The sequence below is a fragment of the Inquilinus ginsengisoli genome, assembly GCF_050434925.1.
Lineage (GTDB): Bacteria > Pseudomonadota > Alphaproteobacteria > DSM-16000 > Inquilinaceae > Inquilinus > Inquilinus ginsengisoli_B.
On sequence record NZ_JBNDJK010000001.1, the window covers coordinates 1,717,927 to 1,737,244 of the forward strand.

Genomic DNA, 19,318 nt, shown 5'->3' on the forward strand with positions numbered 1-19,318 from the left:
CCCTAACAATAATACACGCCCACCGCACAGCGCCGAACCGTGCGCCGTGCCACTCCGGCGACGCTCACCGGTGTCAACGGACGTCCGACCCTGGCCTCGGCAGTCGAAACCATGCCGTGCACGCCAGGGATCGAAAGCCGCTCTCCGAGTTCGGGCCCTCCAAGCCCGATGATCCCAGCCACCAGAGCGACGGCAAACAGCTTCAACGCGGTCATTGGACGCCTCCTACGGCAAAATGCTGCGGCAATTCGTCGATATCAGGGAGTTCCCTCAGGTCCATCATTTTAGCGTCCGTTGAATTCTTGAAGGTAAAATCCTCCAATGCGACCTCAGCTCCGGTCCTCCAGTCCCTGGTTTGGACACTGTATTGCGGTGCACTGGCGACGAGCTTGGAGGTGATGACATATCGGCACGGATAGGGACGGTCCCCCTGTGCGATCCAGATCTGCCAATCGACGTCCTTGGTTCGAAAGGCGAGGTGATCGCATTCAACGCCACCGATCACACCGCTGCCGAGGTCCTTCACGTCGACGACATCAGGCATCAGCACATCGTAGACATTCGACAGGAGCAAGTCTGCACCAGGGAGGGGCTTGTTGTATTTGTCCCGCAACTCGTCGACCAATTTGTCGATCGTGCCGGGCACAGCGATTTGAGTGTAGAGGTTCGCATTCTTGCCGAGCAACGTCAGCGTGTTCCCGTCAAAGATCATTTCGACATCGGCAAACCCGGCGGAGCGCGTGGCATGGATCTTGTCGGGCCGGTTAAGAGTGATCGTACCGGAACTCGCCAGCGACAGTTTCTGCTGATCTTTGGTGACGACCTCGAAGTTGGTATCGTATCCGAACGATATCGCCTTCTGCGCCGCCAGATAATCGGACATTGCCTTGAGCAGGCTCTTGGCGTCTGCCTCATCGGCTGTCGCTCCTGAGGTTGCGCCCAACCCGACCATCACGGCCACGGCCGCCGCTGCCATATGCATCGCGGGGGTTCTCCATCGCGATGGTGGCGTGGTTACTGTGTTCGGAATGGTGGTTTGCATTGTTCAGTTCTTTCTGTGGTGGATTGGCCTATCACTTCACCAGCTCGATTTCGCCCGGACGCCAATCCACGAACAGCCCGATCCGCGCGTCGCGGACCGCGCCGACGATCATGCCGGCCAAGTCGAGATCGCTGAGGATGTCCGAGAAGCTCTGGTCGATCGACAGCGACGGGACGCGGCGGTCACCGCCGGTGGTGCCGCTGACCGAGGGCAGCCAGGCATAGGGCGTAATTTGGGCAAACCGTGGCCCTGCCGTTGTGTTCGCGGGCGGCACAGCGGTGTCCCGGGCCATCGCCGGGATCGCCGACGCTGCGGACCGCAGGGCGTCAGCAACGAGGCCGATAGTGAGCACTCGTCGGGCGGCGTCGGCAAGGACCGTCGCCATTTCGGCTCTCCTCCCTGTTATCGGTCCGCCGTTGAATCGACGGGCCAAGCCTCAGCCTCGCTTCGGGTCCATGCCGAGTGGCGGGCCAGCGGGCGATTGAGAACACGCTGAGAGCGACACCAATGCCGTCAGTCGGCATCTGCTGGACCGTATCGCCCGCCGGGGATCAGTTGTGACCTGTTCCAAGTTCATTGCAGCAATCCCTCCGTCGACGCGTTGGGTCCAGTGCCGCGCAATCGGGCCATCGTGTCGGGTCGGGGCTGACCGTGAGGCGTCATCGATCGGCGCCTGCGATGGCCAGGCCGAGCCACGCTCTTGGCTTTCAGCTTGGAGGGTGCCTGTGGTGGCAGTGCTTGGACAGGTATCCACGGGTAAATTACCGTTGCGGTGGCCGATCCAGCCCACCAGGGAAGCGGCCAGATTCCTGGACAGTGGCGAGTGCTATCGCGGATCATCTCTGGGAGGTGCCTCGATCGCCTTTCCGAGCCGCTCCAATTCGAGCGAATAGCAGAACAAGGAGAAGAGGACCGCCATCACGGCCAATGCCCTCCCCAAGATTTGGCCGAGGGGCGGCAACGCGTCCAGCTCCGGCACATGCCTGAAGAAGATGACTGAGAAGAGCGCGCCGCCGAAAAAGAAGCTGGCACGGCTGGCGAACAGGAGGAGGTGTCCGACAACGATGCTCCGGAACGGCGCGAAGACCGGAATCCAGCGCAGCCTTGTCCAGTAGCAGCATTGCAGGACGACAGCGCCCCCGATGATGGCAATCTCGACCGACAAGTCGACATTCGGCGGCTCCCCCAGGCGCGACACGACCCTCCGAAAGATCGGTAGGATGAGCCACATCAGGTAGGAGGCCGTCGCGGTCTGGAGGATCAGGAGCATAGCGTAGGCGACGCGTCGTGACGGTTGACCCATTCGGGAGCTCCCAACTTCGTCGTTTTGTCGAACCACGAAGGCGAATGAGGAAGCGCCAGCCCTTCTTGGCATCGCCTGCACCCGATTGCCCTCGTGGCCTGCCCATACCTCGGGACCGAACCAGATCATCAGTCTGGGCACGCTGATGGCGGCAAGCCGAACTCGATATGTCGATTACCAAGGCGCGTGATTGAACCCGAGCGGTCGCGGAACTCCGCGGCGACCGCGCCTGCACGCGCTGCCGCTCGCACACACCTGTTGCATTTGCCCCTACTGCGCAAGATGGGCCAAAGCGCCGCGCAGGGGGGCGCTGGACAGCTGCAGGATCCCCTCGAACGGCTGGGCAAGTTCCAAAATCAGGAAGATCGCGCCTGAGACCGACAGTGTGCCAACCAGCACGACCGCGAACACCGTTGCATTGGATGGTGCGAAGAGCCCGAAGCTGGCAAACAGAGCGAAGAGCCAGAAGACGAGCACCGCCAGGAATGGCATCGAGATCGAGCTGCCCGTCAATTGCGTCACCAGCAACCAGCGTGCCTGTCCAAGCTCCAAGCCGATTTGCAACGCCTGGGACTGGAGCATGCGCTGACGATCGGTCTGCGGTTCGAGGTCCAGTATTCGGTGGTAGAGAAATCCGCGCGCCGCCGTCGGCTCGAAGGCGCCGGCCGCGGTTGCCTCGGGCGCCCCGGGAGCCCAGATTCGCTCCAGCGCGAACTCGATCGTGCCGCGGAGTTGATCCCGGATGGTTCGTGCCTCCGGCCCATAGCGCGCCAGTGTGCCGTCAAGCAGGATGAAATCTGCGGATATCTGGTCGAGCTCGTTGTTCTGGGCATCGTAGGAAGTTTTCGCCGACGCGATCAACAGGCCGAGAACCAGCGCTGCCATGGTTGCGACCAGGCCCATGCCCAGCCTGACCACATCTTTGGAAGCATCATTCAGATGGTGCTCGGGCAGAATGTGACGAAGGCCTATCCCCAGCAACGCGCCGCCGAACACGCACAAGAACACGATCGAGGCAATTGCCGGCGCACTCACGATCTGACCTCCTGGTCTGTTCGGACCTTCCCCAGCATCAATTTCGGATCAAGGGAACTCCGTGCTACCTCCTGATCGGAGGCCCTGCGTCGCGGTCTCCGGATCGCAGGGCCACCGCGCTCGCGGCGCTAAACCACTCATCCCGGGCGACCCCTGTGCCCGAGACTGCGCAGGATCGCCACTAGTTCGGCATGCGGAGTTGTCTTGGGATCGCGCAGCACATCGATCGAATGAGGATCGGCCAATCGGGACAGCCGAGCCAGCAGCCGGATGCGCGCGCGCCGGGTCAACTTCAGCTCCGACGAGCGTCGGGTGAACAGGATCTTGAACAGCTCGCCGTCGCCGATGAGGCCGTTGATCTCGCTCGCCGTGACGTAGACGAGGAACAGCACCAAGATCCAAATCTGCGTCACGATGAAATGGTCCCAGCTGAAGCTGCCCAGGAGCTCGTTCAGGAAGCCGCCGCCGCCCAGGCTGCCGCCCCCGATCAGGTAATGGGCAAACGCCTCGAGGAGACGCACCGCGGAGACCAGGAGCGAGTAGACGACGGTCTTGAACAGGATGGGCTGTGCCAGAGGCGCCCGATCGAAGCGTCGCAGGAACGGCATGGTGTCGGCGATCAGCACGACTTTGCCGACCACCAGAGCCGCGGTCGTCGCCAGGAAGAAGCCGCTGAACTGGATCAGGTAGTCGGCCAGCAAGAGCCGTTTGCTGAACAGGATCAGGTTGAATCCGACGAAGAAGAAGATGGTCGGCGGCAGCAGCTTGCGGAACTCGTGCACCAGGATGAAGCGCAACCTCGTCCATCGCCCTCTGCCGGTTTCCTCGATCGCGTGAGGTGTCATGGAACTCTCCTCGCGGGCGGTCTCACTCGGTATGCAGAGTCGGCCGCGCTTTGGCCTTCGAATCCGTCAAACTCGCCGCCTGCCGGACATCCTTAATGCCTGCCAACTTGCCCATGCCGACGTCCCATCAGCGCATCCCCCCGGCGATGCGGTCGGCGAGCTCGCCCAGGACGTCGCTCATCGCTTGGACCTTGGCGGCCGTGGTCTCATCGGCCGGACGGCGGGTGATGCGGGCGATCTCGGTCTTCGCCCTGCCGCCAGCGCTGCGCCGCAGGCGGCACTGCGCCTCGAGCACGATGGTGCCGTCGGCCTCCGGATCGTACCGGCTGAGCGCAAGCTCGACCGTCACGGCCTCGTCGCCCGCCAGGGTCCGGCTGGTGGTGACGACCGAACCCGCTGGCAGACGCAGCTCGAGGTTTTCCGCCAGCACCCGCTGCACCATGTTCGCCAGCGGCTCGCCCCAGCGCTCGAACTCGTCGACGCCGAGCTCCACCGTGCCCGAGCGGGTGACGATCTGCGGCCGATCGAGATATTTGGCGATGTCGACCTCCGCCACCGACGCCGTCACCGGCCGGCCGCCGACGGCAGTGCCCTGCACCGCCACAAGGGTGTACACCTTGGGCGCGCATGAGGCGCAGGCGGACAGTGAGGCGGCGATGACCAAGCCGAGAAGGCCGCGCCGCGTGCAGGACATTAGCGCCATTAACCCCCTCCCGCCTTGCCGCGGATCAGGGATTCGGGGTGCTGCTCCAGATAGTCGGTGAGCACACGGACGGAGCGCAGCGTGTCGTCGACCTGGCTCATCAGCCGCACCAGGTCGCGTCTGAAGCTCGAGTCATTGCCATAGCCGTTGTTGACGGAGAGCAATGTCCCGCTCAGCCGCTGGACCGCCTGCTGCGCCGAGGTCAGGAGTGGCGGCAGCTTGTCCATGACCGGCCCGAGATCGGTGTTGGCCTGCGAGACAAGTTGCTGCGTGGCCACCAGGGTTCCGGCGAGCGATCGCAGCGACGTGGTAATCTCCGGCGAGGCGGAGAGCGTCTCGAAGGATTTGAGCGTCGCATCGGCCTGCTGGATCAGCTGGTCGAGCGGCAGCGCCGCGACCTTGCCGAGGATGCCGCTAATCGAGCGCACGGCGCTGTCCAACTGCCCCGGCACGCTCGGGATCACCGGATAACGGTCACCAGCGCCCAGCTCCGCCGGCGACGCATCGGGAACCATGTCGAAGGTCACCACCATTGCGCCAGTCAGCAGGTTGCCGGTCTTCAACTGCGCCCGCAGCCCGCGCCGGACCAGCGCCTCCACATTGGCGCCGCTGCCGAAGGCCTGGTCGGTGCCGACCAGCTCGATCCGCTGCGGCTCCACCTCGATCGTGACCGGGATCCGGGCCAGGCCCGCGGCGGCATCGTATTGCAGCCGGACATCGGTGACCTGGCCGATCTTGATGCCGTGCCATTCGACCGGGGCGCCGGGCGCCAAGCCACCGACCGAGCCGTCGAAATAGACCAGGTAGGGCAGGCGGATCGTGTACTCCGATTCCTGCACGCTGGTCTGGTCCTTGTACAGCGCGAAGCTGGTGCCGGCTTTCGCCGGCTCTCCGGTCCGGGCGGTGGACGGGGTGTCGAAGGCGATGCCGCCGGCCAGGACCGCCTGTAGCGATTCGATCTGCAGCCGGAAGCCCTGCGGCCCGGTGGTCAGCGAGATGCCGGCGGCGTTCCAGAACCGGGTGCCGGCATAGACCTGCCGGTCATAGGGCGCGCGGACGAAGGTATGGATCTTGACCCCGGCTTCGAGGTTGGATGAATCGAAGCCCATCACCTGGCCGACCTGGACGTCGCGGAAATAGATCGGCGAGCCGGCGCCGATCGAGCCGATCCGGTCGGCGGTGAGCAGGAATTCGGTGCCGGGCATGTCGGCCCGGACCACCGGTGGGTCCTCCAGCCCGGTGAAGCTGTGCTCGTCGGCCCCCTGGCCGGGGTCGAGCTCGATATAGGCGCCGGAGACGATGGTGGAGAAGCCGGTCAGCCCGCCGCTGGCCGACAGCCGCGGCCGCACCACCCAGAACCGGGTGCCCTGGCGCAGATGCGGCGCCGCCTCCTTGGTCATCTCGGCGGTGACTTCGACATGGCTCAGATCCTCGGTCAGGGCCAGGCTCTTGACCGTGCCGAACACCACCTCCTTGTGCTTGATCTGGGTCTTGCCGGCCTCCAGCCCGTCCGCGGTCTGGAAGCTGATGGTGATGGTCGGCCCCTTCTCGGACAGGGTGATCCAGGCGAGATAGACGCCGACCAGCGCCGCCACGATCGGCACCAGCCAGATCGGCGACAATCGGCGCTTGCGGTCGATGCGCGGCGCGGCCGGCGTCCCGGGCGCGGGATGATCGGTGTCAGTCACGGTTTTCCCCCGCCGCGTCCCAGATCAGGCGCGGATCGAATGACATGGCTGCGATCATGGTGGTGATCACCACGGCGGCGAAGCACACGGCGCCGACCCCGGGCTCGATCGTCGCCAGCTGGCCGAGCTGGACCAGCGCCACCAGGATCGAGATCATGAAGATGTCGATCATCGACCAGCGGCCGACCGCCTCGACCACGCGATAGATCGCGGTGCGCCGCCGCAGGCCCCGCGCCGAACCGCGCCGGGTCGTGACCAGGAGGGTGATCAGGCCGATGAGCTTCAGCACCGGCACGGTGATCGAGGCGAAGAAGACCAGGGCCGCCAGCGGCCACATGCCGGCATCCGCCAACTCGATCACTCCACTGATGATCGTGTCCGGGGCGCCGCTGCCCAGCGAGATCACCGTCATCACCGGGAAGACATTGGCCGGGATGTAGAGGATGATCGCGGTGATCACCAGCGCCCAGGTGCGGGTCAGGCTGTCCGGCCGGCGCCGGTGCAGCACAGCACCGCAGCGCGGGCAGTCACCATGCCCGCCGGCCGGAAGGTTGGAGACGAGGCCGCAAGCGTGGCAGAGGCAGGCCGGACGGTGCGGGTCGACCGGCGGCGGCGGTGTGGTCAGGCCGCGCCGCTCGAATTCACCCCACACAGTCTCGGTGTCGAGCGTGGTGCCGGCGGCGATGATCGCCAGCATCAGGGCGCCGACCGAATAGAGGCCCGGGCCGACGACGACGGTGGCGAGGTCGATCAGCTTCACATAGGCGACGAAGACGCCGAGCATGTAGACTTCGATCATCGCCCAGGGTCCGAGCAGGACGGCCCATCGGTGGAGCTGCGGCAGCCAGCGCGGCGGCTGCTTCAGGTGCAGGCCGCCCAGCACCACGAACAACGTGCCGAGCCGGAGCCCTGGAGCGACGAACATGGTGAGGGCGACCACCGCCGCCAGCTCCCACAAGCCCTGGCCATAGAGGACGAAGATCCCGGTGACGAGGCTGGCCGCCTGCACCCGTCCCGAGATCTCCAGCGAGATGAAGGGCAGGAAGTTCGCCATCAGGAAGAACACCAGCCCGGCGCATGCGTAGGCGAAGGCGTGGTCGAGCGAGCTGGCGCGGAACCGGTGCAGGGTGGCGCCGCAGCGTACACACCGGGCTGTCGTCCCGTCTGCCAGCCGCGGCACCGCGTGCCGCAAGCCGCATTCGTGGCACTCCATCACGCGGCCAAGCGGGGCATCGTCCTCGCGATGCTGCGCCGCGATCAGGTCCAGGGACGGATGCACCGGTGTCCTCCGATCAGTCGGCCGGGCCCGCTTCCGTGCTCGTTATGTTGCCGGTGTCACGGAGACGGCCTCAGACTCGGCGAAGGAGATCTCCACCATGTCGCCCACCTTCAACTGATTCAGCAGCTGCTGAACCTGCGGTCTCTTGACGATGACCGTGCGGACCACGCCGGCGGGACCGATGAACATGACCTTGTGCTCAGCGACGTTAATGCCGACGACTTGGGCCGTGACCTTGGTCACCACCGAGGCTTCGCCAGCAGGGAGTTCCCCCGGTTCCGCCCGTGCCGCCTCCGTGGTTTGGGTTACCATTGCCACCGAGCCCGCAGCCGCCTTGGTGACGTCGATGGCCACGGCCTCGTAGCGGCTGACATTGACGCGGTCGCCAGGCTTGACCTGCGGCAGGTTGACGGCCTGCGGACCGACATGGATGGTCGAGAGCCGGCCGTCGCTCTCCTTGAGCGTCACCATTCGCGTTTCCAGGTTGATCGACTGCACCGTCGCGGTCGCCGTCGTCAGGACGCTCGCGCCGGCGCCCTCCTGGGCTGCGACGGGGGACAGATCACTTGTGGCGAGGTAGAACAGGCACGCAGCCAGTCCGCTCAGTGCCCACGCATGGGTCCGGGCCGATACGGTCATGTGAACCTCCCTTGCACATTGTCGGTTGGGTCGAGGATCGAGGCCTCGACATCTCAGGCTGCCTCACGCCAGCGGCATGGCGAAGTTGCCTACGGGTAGCCTGGGGGTAAATTACCCCCTTTAAGCCATCCGAAGGCCGGCCGGTTGCTGCGGGGACTGTGGCCCTGCCAGCAGCCTCGCGCGAGCTCCAGCACGCTCGTACAATCAACGGAAGACCGGTCCGAGATCTGCGCCGTCGTCACCGCATCTTTTTCAGGGCCGTCGCGATATCTGCTTCCAGCTCTTCCACGAGCGCGCGGTATTCACCGATCAGCTTGTTGTCCGCCGGACGTCTGGCGACGAGGGTGTCCAGGGTCTCCGCGGCCAATTGGTGGTCTTCGCAAAGCGAGCGGAACGTCTCATACTGTTCGGCCAAGTGACCGATCAGATCCGCTTGGTCCGGGAATCGCTCGATGGCCTTCTTCATTGCATCGGCAGCCCTCTCAAACGGCCGTTGCGGCCGGCGGCCGCTCGTGGCCGAGCCACACATCTGCTGCCCCGAACATAGTCGGGTAGTAATCGAGCGAGCGGGAGTAATTTACGGTATAATTCGAGGTGGTGCCGCAGGGAGGCGGCCACATCATGGACGCGTCAATTCATCGACGCTCCGGCAGGATAGTTGATAGCCGGCCCAACGAAGCCGAGCGGGCAGACGAAACCGAACCTCCAAGGGAATCCCAATTCCCGAAGAGCCGGCGCGCGGCCACTGCTGACCCTGCCGTCACGGCCGCCGTCCTCTGGAGGGCGGCGTGATGCCGGACGCGACTTCACCCGTCCTGCCGATCGGACCAATCCAAGAGGCGCTCGAACGCATTCTTGTCAGCGTCGACTTTGATGCCTCCGAGCGGAACCGCCGCTTCCTCCGCCACGTCGTCGAGGAGACGCTCGCCGGGCGGGACGACCGCATCAAGGGCTACAGCGTCGCCATGGCGGTCTTCGATCGCGATGCGAGCTTCGACCCGCAGATCGATCCGATCGTCCGGATCGAGGCCAGCCGGCTGCGCCGTTCACTGGACCACTACTATCTCACCGGCGGCCGGGACGACGCGATCCGGGTCACCATCCCGAAGGGCCACTACGTTCCGACCTTCACGGTCAGGGTGGCGGATCCGTTGCCTGCGGTGTCGCCTCCCCCGCCGGCAACGGATCCGCCGGATGAAGTCGATGCTCCTGTGGCGGTCTCGCCGGAGATCCCATCGCGGCGGAACTGGCTACGCCGATTGCCTCGGCGGCTTCCTCTGCACGGCATCCTGATTGCGCTCGTCGTGCTGGGCGCGCTGTGGCGCATGGGTGCACACCCGTGGTCATCTACTGCTCAGCCTGAACTGATCGAGCGCCAAGGCCCGGCGGTGGTGGTGGCGCCGCTCGAGGAACGCGACGCAGAAGCCACCCGGCTCCATCTCGGGCCGGGTCTGACCCGGGAAATCATCGCCGCGCTGAGCCGCCACAAAAATCTCTTCGTGTTCGGCACCGACACCAGCCTCGAGCACGGTCCGGGGAACAGCGCCGACGTGCTCGCGCGGCAGCTGTCGGCCGATTACGTGCTGTCGGGCAGCATCAGCACGACGCCGGACCGCATCCGGCTGCTGGTCTCGCTGGTCGATGGCAGGACAGGGCGCCATCTCTGGTCGCAATCCTTTGAGAGCCCAGTCGTTCCCGCTCGGATCGTGGACACCGAGGCGGAGATCGCGCGACGTGTCGTCGACAGCGTGGCGCAGCCCTATGGCGCCATCTATGCGGACAGGATCACCGGATTGACCGGCAAGGCGCCGGAGCAGTTCAGCTCCTACGAGTGCGTCCTGCTCTTCTATGCCTACTGGCGCCGAACGGACAGCGCCCTCTATCCGTCCGTGCGGGACTGCCTGGAACGGACGATCGTCGACGACCCGGACTACGCCGACGCCTGGGCCGCGTTGGCCCTTGTCTATGCCGACCTGGTGCGCTTCGGCATACCGCCGGGCTCCGTGGCCTTCGATCCGCTCGAGCGCGGGTTGGCGCTGGCGCAGCATGCCGTGGTCCTGGCCCCCGATGCGCCGCTGGGCTACCAGGCGCAGCACCTGGTGTTCTGGTTGAGGCGGGATGTCGAGCAGAGCTTTGCGGCCGCCCGCGCCGGCCTGGTCCGCAGCCCCAACAACGCGGAACTCATGGCCGATCTCGGCGGCCGTTTGTGCCTGCGAGGACAGTTCGCCGACGGCCTGCCGCTCCTGGCCGAAGCCTTCGCCCGCAACCCGGGCCAGCCCACGATCTATCGCCTCGGCTTCTTTCTGGCGCACTACATGGCCGGACGGTTCGAGGACGCGCTGACCGAGGCTTCGAAGATCGACCAACGGGACAATCGGTTCACGCATGTGGCCCATGCGATCGCCTATGCCCAGCTCGGGCGGAAGGACGAAGCCGCTGTGGAGATCGACCTGCTGCTGAAGCTCAGTCCCGATTACGGCGGCCGGGTGGTAACCGACCTGCAGGCCCGGAACGTCGCACCGGAGATCATTCGCGCCGTGGTCGACGGGCTGCGCAAGGCCGGGCTCAGCGTTCCGCAGGCGGGTCTCTAGCCGCTTCGCTGGAGGGGTAAACCGGCCGCTGCAACGGTAATTTACCCGTGGATACCTGTCCAAGCGCTGCCGCCATTCGCATCCTCTCGGCTGAAATCGAAAAGCATGGCTCGGCTTGGCCATCGCAGGTGCCGAAGGATTGCCGGTCCAGCCCTGTTCAGCCTCCTGGTCCATTTCGCATGGAGCGATTGCTGTGATGAACTTGGCATTCCGACGGGTCGCATACCACCCTCGGCGGACGATACGGTTCGGCGCATGTCTGGCGGCCGCAGCGCTGCTGCTCGCCGCTTGCTCCGGCCAGCAGTCCGGCCCTCCCCCGACGCTTGCAGGTCAGGCGCCCGACGGCACGGTAGAGATGCACGAGGTCCAGGCGGCCTATATCGGCAGCGGCAGCGCCGGTGGTGGGACCCTGAATTTTCGGGGCCGGAGCTACCCGTTCAAGGTCGGCGGCGTCGGCATCGGCGGCATCGGCCTGTCGACGGTCGAAGCCCGCGGCGAGGTCTACAAGCTACAGAGCATCGAGCAGTTCCCAGGGACCTACGCCCAGGGGCGCTACGGCTTCGCCTTGGGCACTGCGAGCGGGGGCGATCTCTGGCTGCAAAACGATGACGGCGTTGTCATGCATCTGGTCGCCAAACGGGAAGGGCTGATGCTGAGCCTCGGCGCCGATGCGATCGAGATCACCATGGGCCGATGACGGCCGCGACCTAACGGCGGCCCGAAGCAAGGCTGAAGCCGGCGCCGCCGCGTCGACGGTCGGACCGTGATGGGAGAGGGCAACCAAAGTGACGACAATCCTTGCGGAGTCCACCCGACGAGTGATCGCCGTTGGCGCGGTCACTGGGGCCTTATGGTGTGCAGCATTGGAGACGCCGGCAGCGGCTCAGGACGCCGCGGCGCCGCCCGCGAGCACAACGGCAGGTCCGTGGTTTGTCCGGATCACCCCCTATGCCTGGCTGCCCTCCGTCAGCGGCAGCACCAGTGGCGACCGCCGCATCCCATCGTTGTCAATCGACAAGGGCTTCTCCGACATCCTGGGCGATCTCGATTTTGCCGGCATGATCGTCGGCACCGTCCGCTACGACCGGATCGGCCTGCTCGTCGATCTCGACTATGTGTCCCTCACCGTCAACGGCAATCTGTCCGGCCCGTTCAGGACCAAGTACCACGTCAACATGGAAGCCCTTCTGGCCACGGTCGGCGCCACCGCGCGGGTAGTGGACGAGCCAAAGCTCGGCGTCGATCTTCTCCTCGGCGCCCGCATCGTCGCGCTGTCGGTCGATGGGGACCTGAAAGGCCAGGGACCCTTCGACCGCTCTCGCGACTTCGACGACAGCGCCACCATCGTCGACGGAATCGTTGGCGTCCGCGCCGGCGTCGAACTCGGCGATGGCTTCTCGCTGATCGGCTACGCCGACATCGGCGCCGGCAACTCCGATCTCACCTGGCAGGTGCTCGGCGCGGTCGAATATTCCTTCAGCAATTCGGTCTCGGGAGCGATCGGATACCGCTATCTCGGCTACGACTTCGGCGGCCATGCGCCTCTCGACGATATGGCGCTCTACGGGCCGATCGCCGGCGTCACCTTTCGGTTCTGATCGCGGCGGCATGCCAGAAATCGCTGGCAGCCGGAAGTGGGGTGGGCTCGCCAGCGGAGTTCACCGCGGTGATCGACAAGCTGGCTTGCAGCGAACCAATGCTGTCACGGCAAACCGCGCGAAGGATACCAGGGAGGCTGACATGCACGTTCTGCGACATGGAGTGCGTACCGGGCTACTCGGGATCGGGCTCTCCAGCCTGGCGGCGCTGCCGGCCTTCGCTCAAGCGAACCCGCAGCGGGACGCCTATTTCGGCGAGACCCATGTCCATACCAGCTGGTCGTTCGACGCCTACATCTTCGGCAACCATATGACCGGGCCGGCCGAGGCGTACAAATATGCGAAGGGTGAGCCCATCGCGCACCCGCTGGGCTACACGATCAAGATCACGACCCCGCTCGACTGGATGGGCGTGACCGACCATTCGGAATATGTCGGCACGGTCCGGCTGGCGAACGACCCCAGTTCGCCGATCAGCAAGCTGCCGATCGCGGAGAAGCTCAAGGTCCGCGACGCGGCCGACATCCAGAGGATCTATCTCTGGCTCGGCACAACCATGATCGACAACGATCCGGTCAAGGAACTGGTCGTCCCTGAGGTGGCAGGCACGGTCTGGAAAGAGACGGTCGCAACCGCCGAGAAGTTCAACGATCCCGGCCGATTCACGGCATTCTGCGCCTATGAGTGGACCTCGACGCCGAACAACCGGAACCTGCACCGCAACATCTTCTTCAAGGATTGCGCGCATGTGCCGGAGATGCCATTCAGCTCGCTCGATTCGCAGCATCCGGAGGATCTGTGGAGCTGGATGGACGCCCAGCGCGGCACCGGCAACGAACTGCTCGCGATCTCCCACAATGCCAACCTCAGCGACGGCACGATGTTTCCGACCGAGGTCGACAGCAAGGGTCGGCCCATCGATGCGGCCTGGGCGCAGCAGCGGGTGACCAACGAGCCCCTGTCGGAGATCAAGCAGATCAAGGGCCAGTCGGAGACGACGCCGGCGCTGTCGCCGACCGATGAGTTCGCCAATTTCGAGTTGCTCTACTATCTGCTGGGTGATCCGGCGGGTCGGGTGCCGCACCTCCCCGGCAGCTACATCCGTGATGCCTACAAGAACGGCCTCGCGATGCTGGAGGCGCATGGCTACAACCCTTATAAATTCGGCCTCGTCGGCGGTTCCGACTCGCACAACACCGGCGTGCCTTACCGGCAGGCGAACTTCTTTGGCGGCCACGGCCTCAACGACGGCACGGCGCAGCAGCGCATGGCCGGCCATGTCTTCGCCGGGCTGGACGTGCGGCGGGAGAACCCGGCCGGGCTCACCGGCGTGTGGGCCGAGGAGAACACCCGCGCGTCGCTCTTCGCCGCCATGCAGCGCAAGGAGACCTTCGGCACCAGCGGCGTTCGCATCAAGCTGCGGTTCTTCGCCGGCTGGGACCTCGGCTCAGACGCGCTGAGTGGCGATAGCTGGATCGCGGCCAGCTACGCGAATGGCGTGCCGATGGGCAGCGACCTTCCGCCGCCGACGGGCGAGGCGCCGCCGTCGTTCGCCGTCTGGGCGGTGAAGGATCCGGAGAGCGGCAATCTCGATCGCATCCAGATCGTCAAGGGCTGGACCCACAGCGGCCAGAGCTTCGAGAAGATCTACGACGTCGTCTGGTCTGGGGAGCGGACGATCGATCCGGAGACGGGTTTCCTGTCGCCGGTCGGCAGCACGGTGAACCTGCACGAGGCCAGCTACACCAACACCATCGGCGCGGTGGAGCTGAAGGCCGTCTGGACGGATCCGGATTTCGATCCGGCCCTGGATGCTTTCTACTACGCCCGCGTTATCGAGATCCCGACGCCGCGCTGGACCACCATCCAGGCGAAGGAGGTGGGTGTCGTGCCGCCGGATGTCGTACCGGCGACGGTCCAGGAGCGCGCCTGGAGTTCGCCGATCTGGTTCACGCCGACCGACGAGGCGCGCAAGGGTGCCCGGCGCGGGACAAGGGTGACCGATCTGCTGCAACAGGGCGCAGTGGCGCTCGACGACGCACAGCTGAATGCGCTGGTCGTCGGCAAGACGATCAAGGCCCGCAATGTCGCGACCGGGCAGCCGTTCGAGATCTTCTACGGCAGGGCGGGCCGGCGCCTGATCGTGAGCATCGACGGCAAGGCGCCCGAGCCGGGCGAGATCGGCGACGTGCTGCACAGCGGCGAAATGGGTTCGCCCGCCCTCTATGAGATCCGCGACGGGCACATCATCACGACGATCGGCAACACCCCGTTCGATGTGACCGTCTACAAGCTGGGCGACAAATTCGTCGCCGCGCGCAGCAATGAATTCGGCTACGCCAACTACGAGATCGAGGGCGTCAGCCCATGATCGGCAGCGGTGCGGATCCAGGGAGGACCGGGCGGGCATATGGCGTCGGTGCGGGACCGGGCGGGTCCGCGCCATCGCACCCGAAGTCGTCGAACCGCCGGCGTTGGCTGAGCGAGCCACTCTTGCATTTCCTGTTGGCCGGGCTGGCGCTGTTCGTCGCCTATGGCACGCTCAATCCGGAATCGAGCCGGCCGGATGAGCCCAACCGGATCGAGCTGACCACGGACGATCTGCTGCAACTGATCATCGGGTGGAGCGCGCAGATGAGGCGGCCGCCCACGCCCGACGAGATGCGCAAACTGGTGGAGAACACGGTCCGCGAGGAGGTTCTCTATCGGGAGGCCTTGGCGCTCGGCCTGGACAAGGAAGACACCATCGTCAAGCGCCGGATGGCGCAGAAGATGGGGTTTCTCGCGGACGATTTGACGACCGTTCGCGATCCGACGACGGCGGAGCTCAGGGCCTGGTTCGACGCGAATGCCGAGCGCTTCGTGCTGCCGGGCCGGGTGTCGTTCCGCCACCTCTACTTCTCGCCCGACCGGCCGGGCGGGCGAGCGCGCGACGCGGCCGGGCAGATACGGGAGCACCTTGCCGGCCAGTCCGCAGACTCCTCTGCGGCGGTGGGCCTCGCCGATCGCTTTATGTTCCAGGACCACTATGGCGACCGGACACTGTCGCAGGTGGCCAACACCTTCGGGACGAATTTCACTCAGGCGCTGTTCCAGCTCCAGTCGGGTACGTGGCAAGGGCCGATCGAATCCGGGTATGGTTGGCATCTCGTCTGGATGGACTCGCTGACGCCGGACCGCGTGCCTGCCTTCGAGGAGGTGGAACCGGCAGTCAAGGACGCGTGGGCCGACGAGCAGCGGGCCGAGTCGAAACGCAAGGCGTTTGACGTGATGCGGGCGCGCTACGAGGTCGTCCTGCCGGCGCCTTCGGAGGTGGTTGCACCTGCCGGTCTGACTCTCGCAGGAGCCCCCCCCGTGACCCGCCGACAGCAAGGTCGGCGGCGCCTGCTGCGACTGGTGCTCGGCATCCTGGTGGTGGTGCTGGCGCAGGTACCTGGCGCGTGGGCGCACGAAGCGCGTCCCGCCTACCTGGAGCTCACGGAGACGGCGCCCGGTCGGTACGACGTGCTCTGGCGCACGCCGCTGCTCGCCGGGATGCGTCTGCCGGTGGTGCTCTTGGTCCCGGAAGGCGTTCGCAACCTCACCGCGCCGACGCAGCGGGCACTCCCTGACTCGCTGCTCGAGCGCAGAGTGATCGAAGTCGACGGCGGGCTGGCAGGAAAGCGTATCGATTTCATCGGCCTGCAGGGCACGATCACAGATGTGCTGGTGCGAGTGCAGCTGGATGACGGCGGATACTCAACCACGCTGGTCCGTCCGTCCCGACCATGGATCGAGATCACGGCCTCGCGCGGGCCCTTGGCTGTCGTCGGCGCTTTCGTCATGCACGGGGTCGAGCACATCCTCTTCGGCTACGATCATCTCCTGTTCGTGCTGGCCCTCATCCTCATCGTGCGGAGCGTCCGGAGCTTGCTGCTCACGGTCACCGCGTTTACTGCCGCCCATTCCATGACATTGGCCCTTGCCACGCTTGGGGTCGTGCATGTGCCCGGGCCACCGGTCGAAGCGGCGATTGCATTGAGCATCCTGCTGCTGGCCTGCGAGATCATCCGGATACGGTGTGGCGAAACCAGTCTGACCGCGCGCTGGCCCTGGGCTGTGGCCTTCGCCTTCGGCCTTCTCCATGGCCTTGGCTTCGCAGGCGCCTTGGCCGAGATCGGGCTGCCGCGTGGCGATGTTCCGCTCGCCCTGCTCGCCTTCAACGTCGGTGTGGAACTCGGACAACTCGTCTTCATCGCCGCGGTGCTGGCGGCGATGTCGCTCGCGAGACGCTTGGCTGCGTTTCAATGGGTGGCGGGTATCGCACGGTTGTCCGCCACATATGCGATCGGAGTGTTGGCGGCATTTTGGTTTTGGGAGCGGGTGGCGACGTTCTGGGCGTGAGCCCGCGGCGCAGCCGCCCGACGGCATCGATGGATATCGAGCAGCGGTGGCAGTAGCGGCAGTTGAGGCGATGCAGGGGTAGGAGAGGATCGTGTCTGAGATCGAGACGGATCGCGAGAGCGCACCGGCTGTGAGCGGGCGCAGCGTCATGACCCCTCTATATCGCGTGGCTACGAAACAGCTTTCGGCGCCAGACCATGCGGTACGCCGACAGCTGTCCGATCGCCGGTGTCGCGGCAGTCGCAATCGGGATTGGTCAAGAGAAGGACGAACTGCGGAGCGATCAACACCAGTGATGATGCCTTCAGGAACATTGATGGGTCCAGGCCTATGCTTGGCCGTGTTGTTGTCGACAATTTGCCGATCTGCTGCGTCTTCGCCAATCACGAGCTGGTCCACCGAATAAAATGGAGCACGAGCCATGAAGCCGATTAACAGCAGGCTTTCCGGATTTTCGATTTTGGTCGCGACAACCTGTCTTGTCTTTGGCGGAGTTGAAGCCACCGCCCAGATGTCTACCGAAATTCCCCCGGCGCTCATCACGCCGGACAAGGTCGAGACGCGCATTGGCACGCTCGACTTCAAGGATGGCATGCCGAGCAATGACACCGTCGCCAAGATCTATGACAACCTGGACTTCACGCACGCCTTCGAGGCGTTTGTGAACACCATGCAAGGGGTCAGCATACGCTCCCTTCACAAGGGCCTTCTGAGCGCCGGGGTGAAGGATAACGAAGTCCTGGTCTTCTCAGAACTGATGGATGCCAAGTCGCTGTTCCTGACTGCCAACGCGGACACGATCTACTCTATGGGCATGCTGGACCTGACCAAGGGTCCCATGGTGCTAGAGGTGCCACCCAAGGCACTTGGCGCCATCGATGACTACTGGTTCCGCTGGGTTGTCGATATTGGTTTGCCTGGGTCCGATCGCGGCGAGGGCGGGAAATACCTCATTCTGCCGCCTGGCTACGATGGTCCGCTACCTGGTGGATTCAATATTGCCCGCGCCCGGACCAGCCTCGTCATATGGTTCGCTCGCTCGTTCCTGGAAAACAACGATCCGAAGCCCGTGGCCGAATCGATCAGAACGTTCACCAAGGTCTATCCATACGAGGCCGGCGGCGTTGGCACCCCCATTGCCGACTTCCTGAGCGGAAAGGCTAAGCTTGGAAAAATCACGCCACCACCGCCGACCGTGTTCCACGAAGGCACCGGCAAGGTGATGAACACCATCCCGCCCAACGACTTCAGCTATTACGAGATGCTCAATGAAGTCGTGCAGCAGGAGCCTGCAGGGTCGCTCGACCCCGAGTTGATGGGCCCGATCGCGGCCATCGGCATCATCAAGGGCAAACCCTTCGCGCCGGATGCGAGGATGAAGAAGATTCTCACCGAAGCGCTTGCGCTCGCCAACGCCACTTCGCGCACCCTGTTCATGGCTCCTCGCGATCCGGCTTTGTACTACTACCCCGGCTCGGGTTGGCAGAACATGCTGTTCGAAGTCGGCTACGAGTTCGAGACGCCGATCCCGCTGATTACCCCCGAAGGCGTCAAGCCCTTTCCGCCCACCGGTTATCGCACGCTCGACGCGCGGACGGACTTCTTCTACGGCGTTACCGGGATCACGCCCGCGATGGCCATGCGTCTGCCCGGCATCGGCTCGACCTACCTATGGACGATGGTCGATGCAAACAAGGAGCCCTTCGACGGCGCCAAGACCTACAAGGTGACGCTGCCGAAGGACATCCCGCAGGCGAACTTCTGGTCGTTCACGCTTTACGACAACATGACGCGCTCGATGCTCGACACGCCGCAGCGCTATCCGCGCGCGGGCAGCCAGAGCTTTCCGTCGCCCGCCGCGGAAGCGGACGCCGACGGCACGACGACGGTCTACTTCGGCCCGACGCAGCCGGAAGGCGTGAAGCGGGGCAACTGGATCCAGACCATACCCGGCAAGGGTTTTATCCCGTGCCTGCGGCTCTACAGCCCGCTCGAGCCGTTCTTCGCCAAGACTTGGCGGCCGGGCGAGGTCGAACTCGTGCAATGAGGCGGGAAGTTCGTCCGCCGGCCGGTACCGGCCAGCGGACGGATTTGAGATAGGTAGCCGGAAAGTGGAATGGTCGCATTGGTCGCCCAAAATCGAACCGCGGATCGGAGCGTCTCTCCCGCACCAGCCGCCGGGCCAGAGCGGGCGGCGCACAGTAGGAGAACC

The 19,318-nt window shown here is 65.0% G+C and carries 17 protein-coding genes; 6 read left to right on the forward strand and 11 right to left on the reverse strand.

Annotation, left to right across the window (positions count from 1 at the left end; translation table 11 throughout):
* Positions 1-2: 2 nt before the first annotated feature.
* The 11 genes from QFZ27_RS08410 to QFZ27_RS08460 form a co-directional block, all read right to left on the reverse strand.
* On the reverse strand, positions 3-215 hold the full coding sequence (locus QFZ27_RS08410; RefSeq protein ID WP_429225704.1) for a hypothetical protein: 213 nt from the start codon (positions 213-215) through the stop codon (positions 3-5).
* On the reverse strand, positions 212-982 hold the full coding sequence (locus QFZ27_RS08415) for a DUF2092 domain-containing protein (protein ID WP_429225705.1): 771 nt from the start codon (positions 980-982) through the stop codon (positions 212-214). The genes QFZ27_RS08410 and QFZ27_RS08415 overlap by 4 nt, the downstream gene beginning before the upstream one ends.
* Positions 983-1,073: 91 nt before the next feature.
* Positions 1,074-1,427, reverse strand: a complete 354-nt coding sequence (locus QFZ27_RS08420) for a hypothetical protein (RefSeq protein WP_429225707.1) — start codon at positions 1,425-1,427, stop codon at positions 1,074-1,076.
* 441 nt (positions 1,428-1,868) lie between these two features.
* On the reverse strand, positions 1,869-2,345 hold the full coding sequence (locus QFZ27_RS08425) for a hypothetical protein (protein ID WP_429225709.1): 477 nt from the start codon (positions 2,343-2,345) through the stop codon (positions 1,869-1,871).
* Between the two features lie 270 nt (positions 2,346-2,615).
* Entirely contained in the window at positions 2,616-3,380 is a 765-nt protein-coding gene (locus QFZ27_RS08430; protein WP_429225711.1) for a bestrophin-like domain, read from the reverse strand.
* 137 nt (positions 3,381-3,517) lie between these two features.
* A complete protein-coding gene (locus QFZ27_RS08435) occupies positions 3,518-4,225 on the reverse strand; it encodes a hypothetical protein (RefSeq protein WP_429225713.1) in 708 nt (235 codons plus the stop codon).
* A 127-nt stretch (positions 4,226-4,352) separates the two neighbouring features.
* A complete protein-coding gene (locus tag QFZ27_RS08440) occupies positions 4,353-4,841 on the reverse strand; it encodes a PqiC family protein (protein ID WP_429225715.1) in 489 nt (162 codons plus the stop codon).
* Positions 4,842-4,927: 86 nt separating this feature from the next.
* On the reverse strand, positions 4,928-6,616 hold the full coding sequence (locus QFZ27_RS08445) for a PqiB family protein (RefSeq protein ID WP_429225717.1): 1,689 nt from the start codon (positions 6,614-6,616) through the stop codon (positions 4,928-4,930).
* Complete coding sequence (locus QFZ27_RS08450; RefSeq protein WP_429225718.1) at positions 6,609-7,895, reverse strand: paraquat-inducible protein A; 1,287 nt, start codon at positions 7,893-7,895, stop codon at positions 6,609-6,611. The genes QFZ27_RS08445 and QFZ27_RS08450 overlap by 8 nt, the downstream gene beginning before the upstream one ends.
* A 42-nt stretch (positions 7,896-7,937) precedes the next feature.
* Positions 7,938-8,534, reverse strand: coding sequence for a hypothetical protein (locus QFZ27_RS08455; RefSeq protein WP_429225720.1), 597 nt, complete (start codon positions 8,532-8,534; stop codon positions 7,938-7,940).
* Between the two features lie 238 nt (positions 8,535-8,772).
* Positions 8,773-9,000 carry a hypothetical protein gene (locus QFZ27_RS08460; RefSeq protein ID WP_429225721.1) on the reverse strand — a complete coding sequence of 76 codons (228 nt, stop codon included), beginning with the start codon at positions 8,998-9,000 and terminating at the stop codon, positions 8,773-8,775.
* A gap of 325 nt (positions 9,001-9,325) precedes the next feature.
* Between QFZ27_RS08460 and QFZ27_RS08465 the strand changes: the two genes are divergently transcribed.
* The 6 genes from QFZ27_RS08465 (at position 9,326) to QFZ27_RS08490 (ending at position 19,153) form a co-directional block, all read left to right on the forward strand.
* The gene (locus tag QFZ27_RS08465) at positions 9,326-11,125 is read left to right on the forward strand and encodes a tetratricopeptide repeat protein (protein ID WP_429225722.1); all 1,800 of its coding nucleotides are present in this window, start codon (positions 9,326-9,328) and stop codon (positions 11,123-11,125) included.
* Between the two features lie 355 nt (positions 11,126-11,480).
* The gene (locus tag QFZ27_RS08470) at positions 11,481-11,822 is read left to right on the forward strand and encodes a hypothetical protein (protein ID WP_429225723.1); all 342 of its coding nucleotides are present in this window, start codon (positions 11,481-11,483) and stop codon (positions 11,820-11,822) included.
* An 88-nt stretch (positions 11,823-11,910) separates the two neighbouring features.
* Entirely contained in the window at positions 11,911-12,723 is an 813-nt protein-coding gene (locus tag QFZ27_RS08475; protein WP_429225724.1) for a porin family protein, read from the forward strand.
* On the forward strand, positions 12,662-15,094 hold the full coding sequence (locus QFZ27_RS08480; protein ID WP_429225725.1) for a DUF3604 domain-containing protein: 2,433 nt from the start codon (positions 12,662-12,664) through the stop codon (positions 15,092-15,094). The genes QFZ27_RS08475 and QFZ27_RS08480 overlap by 62 nt, the downstream gene beginning before the upstream one ends.
* Before the next feature lie 122 nt (positions 15,095-15,216).
* Positions 15,217-17,106, forward strand: a complete 1,890-nt coding sequence (locus QFZ27_RS08485; protein WP_429225726.1) for a HupE/UreJ family protein — start codon at positions 15,217-15,219, stop codon at positions 17,104-17,106.
* Positions 17,107-17,527: 421 nt separating this feature from the next.
* Positions 17,528-19,153: a DUF1254 domain-containing protein gene (locus QFZ27_RS08490; protein ID WP_429225727.1), complete on the forward strand. Its 1,626-nt coding sequence runs from the start codon at positions 17,528-17,530 to the stop codon at positions 19,151-19,153.
* Positions 19,154-19,318: the final 165 nt, after the last annotated feature.

Bases quoted from the DNA above. Each gene is read 5' to 3' on its own strand.
- QFZ27_RS08410 (WP_429225704.1), bottom strand. From the start codon at position 215: ATGACCGCGTTGAAGCTGTTTGCCGTCGCTCTGGTGGCTGGGATCATC.
- QFZ27_RS08415 (WP_429225705.1), bottom strand. From the start codon at position 982: ATGCATATGGCAGCGGCGGCCGTGGCCGTGATGGTCGGGTTGGGCGCA.
- QFZ27_RS08420 (WP_429225707.1), bottom strand. From the start codon at position 1,427: ATGGCGACGGTCCTTGCCGACGCCGCCCGACGAGTGCTCACTATCGGC.
- QFZ27_RS08425 (WP_429225709.1), bottom strand. From the start codon at position 2,345: ATGGGTCAACCGTCACGACGCGTCGCCTACGCTATGCTCCTGATCCTC.
- QFZ27_RS08435 (WP_429225713.1), bottom strand. From the start codon at position 4,225: ATGACACCTCACGCGATCGAGGAAACCGGCAGAGGGCGATGGACGAGG.
- QFZ27_RS08455 (WP_429225720.1), bottom strand. From the start codon at position 8,534: ATGACCGTATCGGCCCGGACCCATGCGTGGGCACTGAGCGGACTGGCT.
- QFZ27_RS08460 (WP_429225721.1), bottom strand. From the start codon at position 9,000: ATGAAGAAGGCCATCGAGCGATTCCCGGACCAAGCGGATCTGATCGGT.
- QFZ27_RS08465 (WP_429225722.1), top strand. From the start codon at position 9,326: ATGCCGGACGCGACTTCACCCGTCCTGCCGATCGGACCAATCCAAGAG.
- QFZ27_RS08470 (WP_429225723.1), top strand. From the start codon at position 11,481: ATGCACGAGGTCCAGGCGGCCTATATCGGCAGCGGCAGCGCCGGTGGT.
- QFZ27_RS08480 (WP_429225725.1), top strand. From the start codon at position 12,662: ATGCGCCTCTCGACGATATGGCGCTCTACGGGCCGATCGCCGGCGTCA.
- QFZ27_RS08490 (WP_429225727.1), top strand. From the start codon at position 17,528: ATGAAGCCGATTAACAGCAGGCTTTCCGGATTTTCGATTTTGGTCGCG.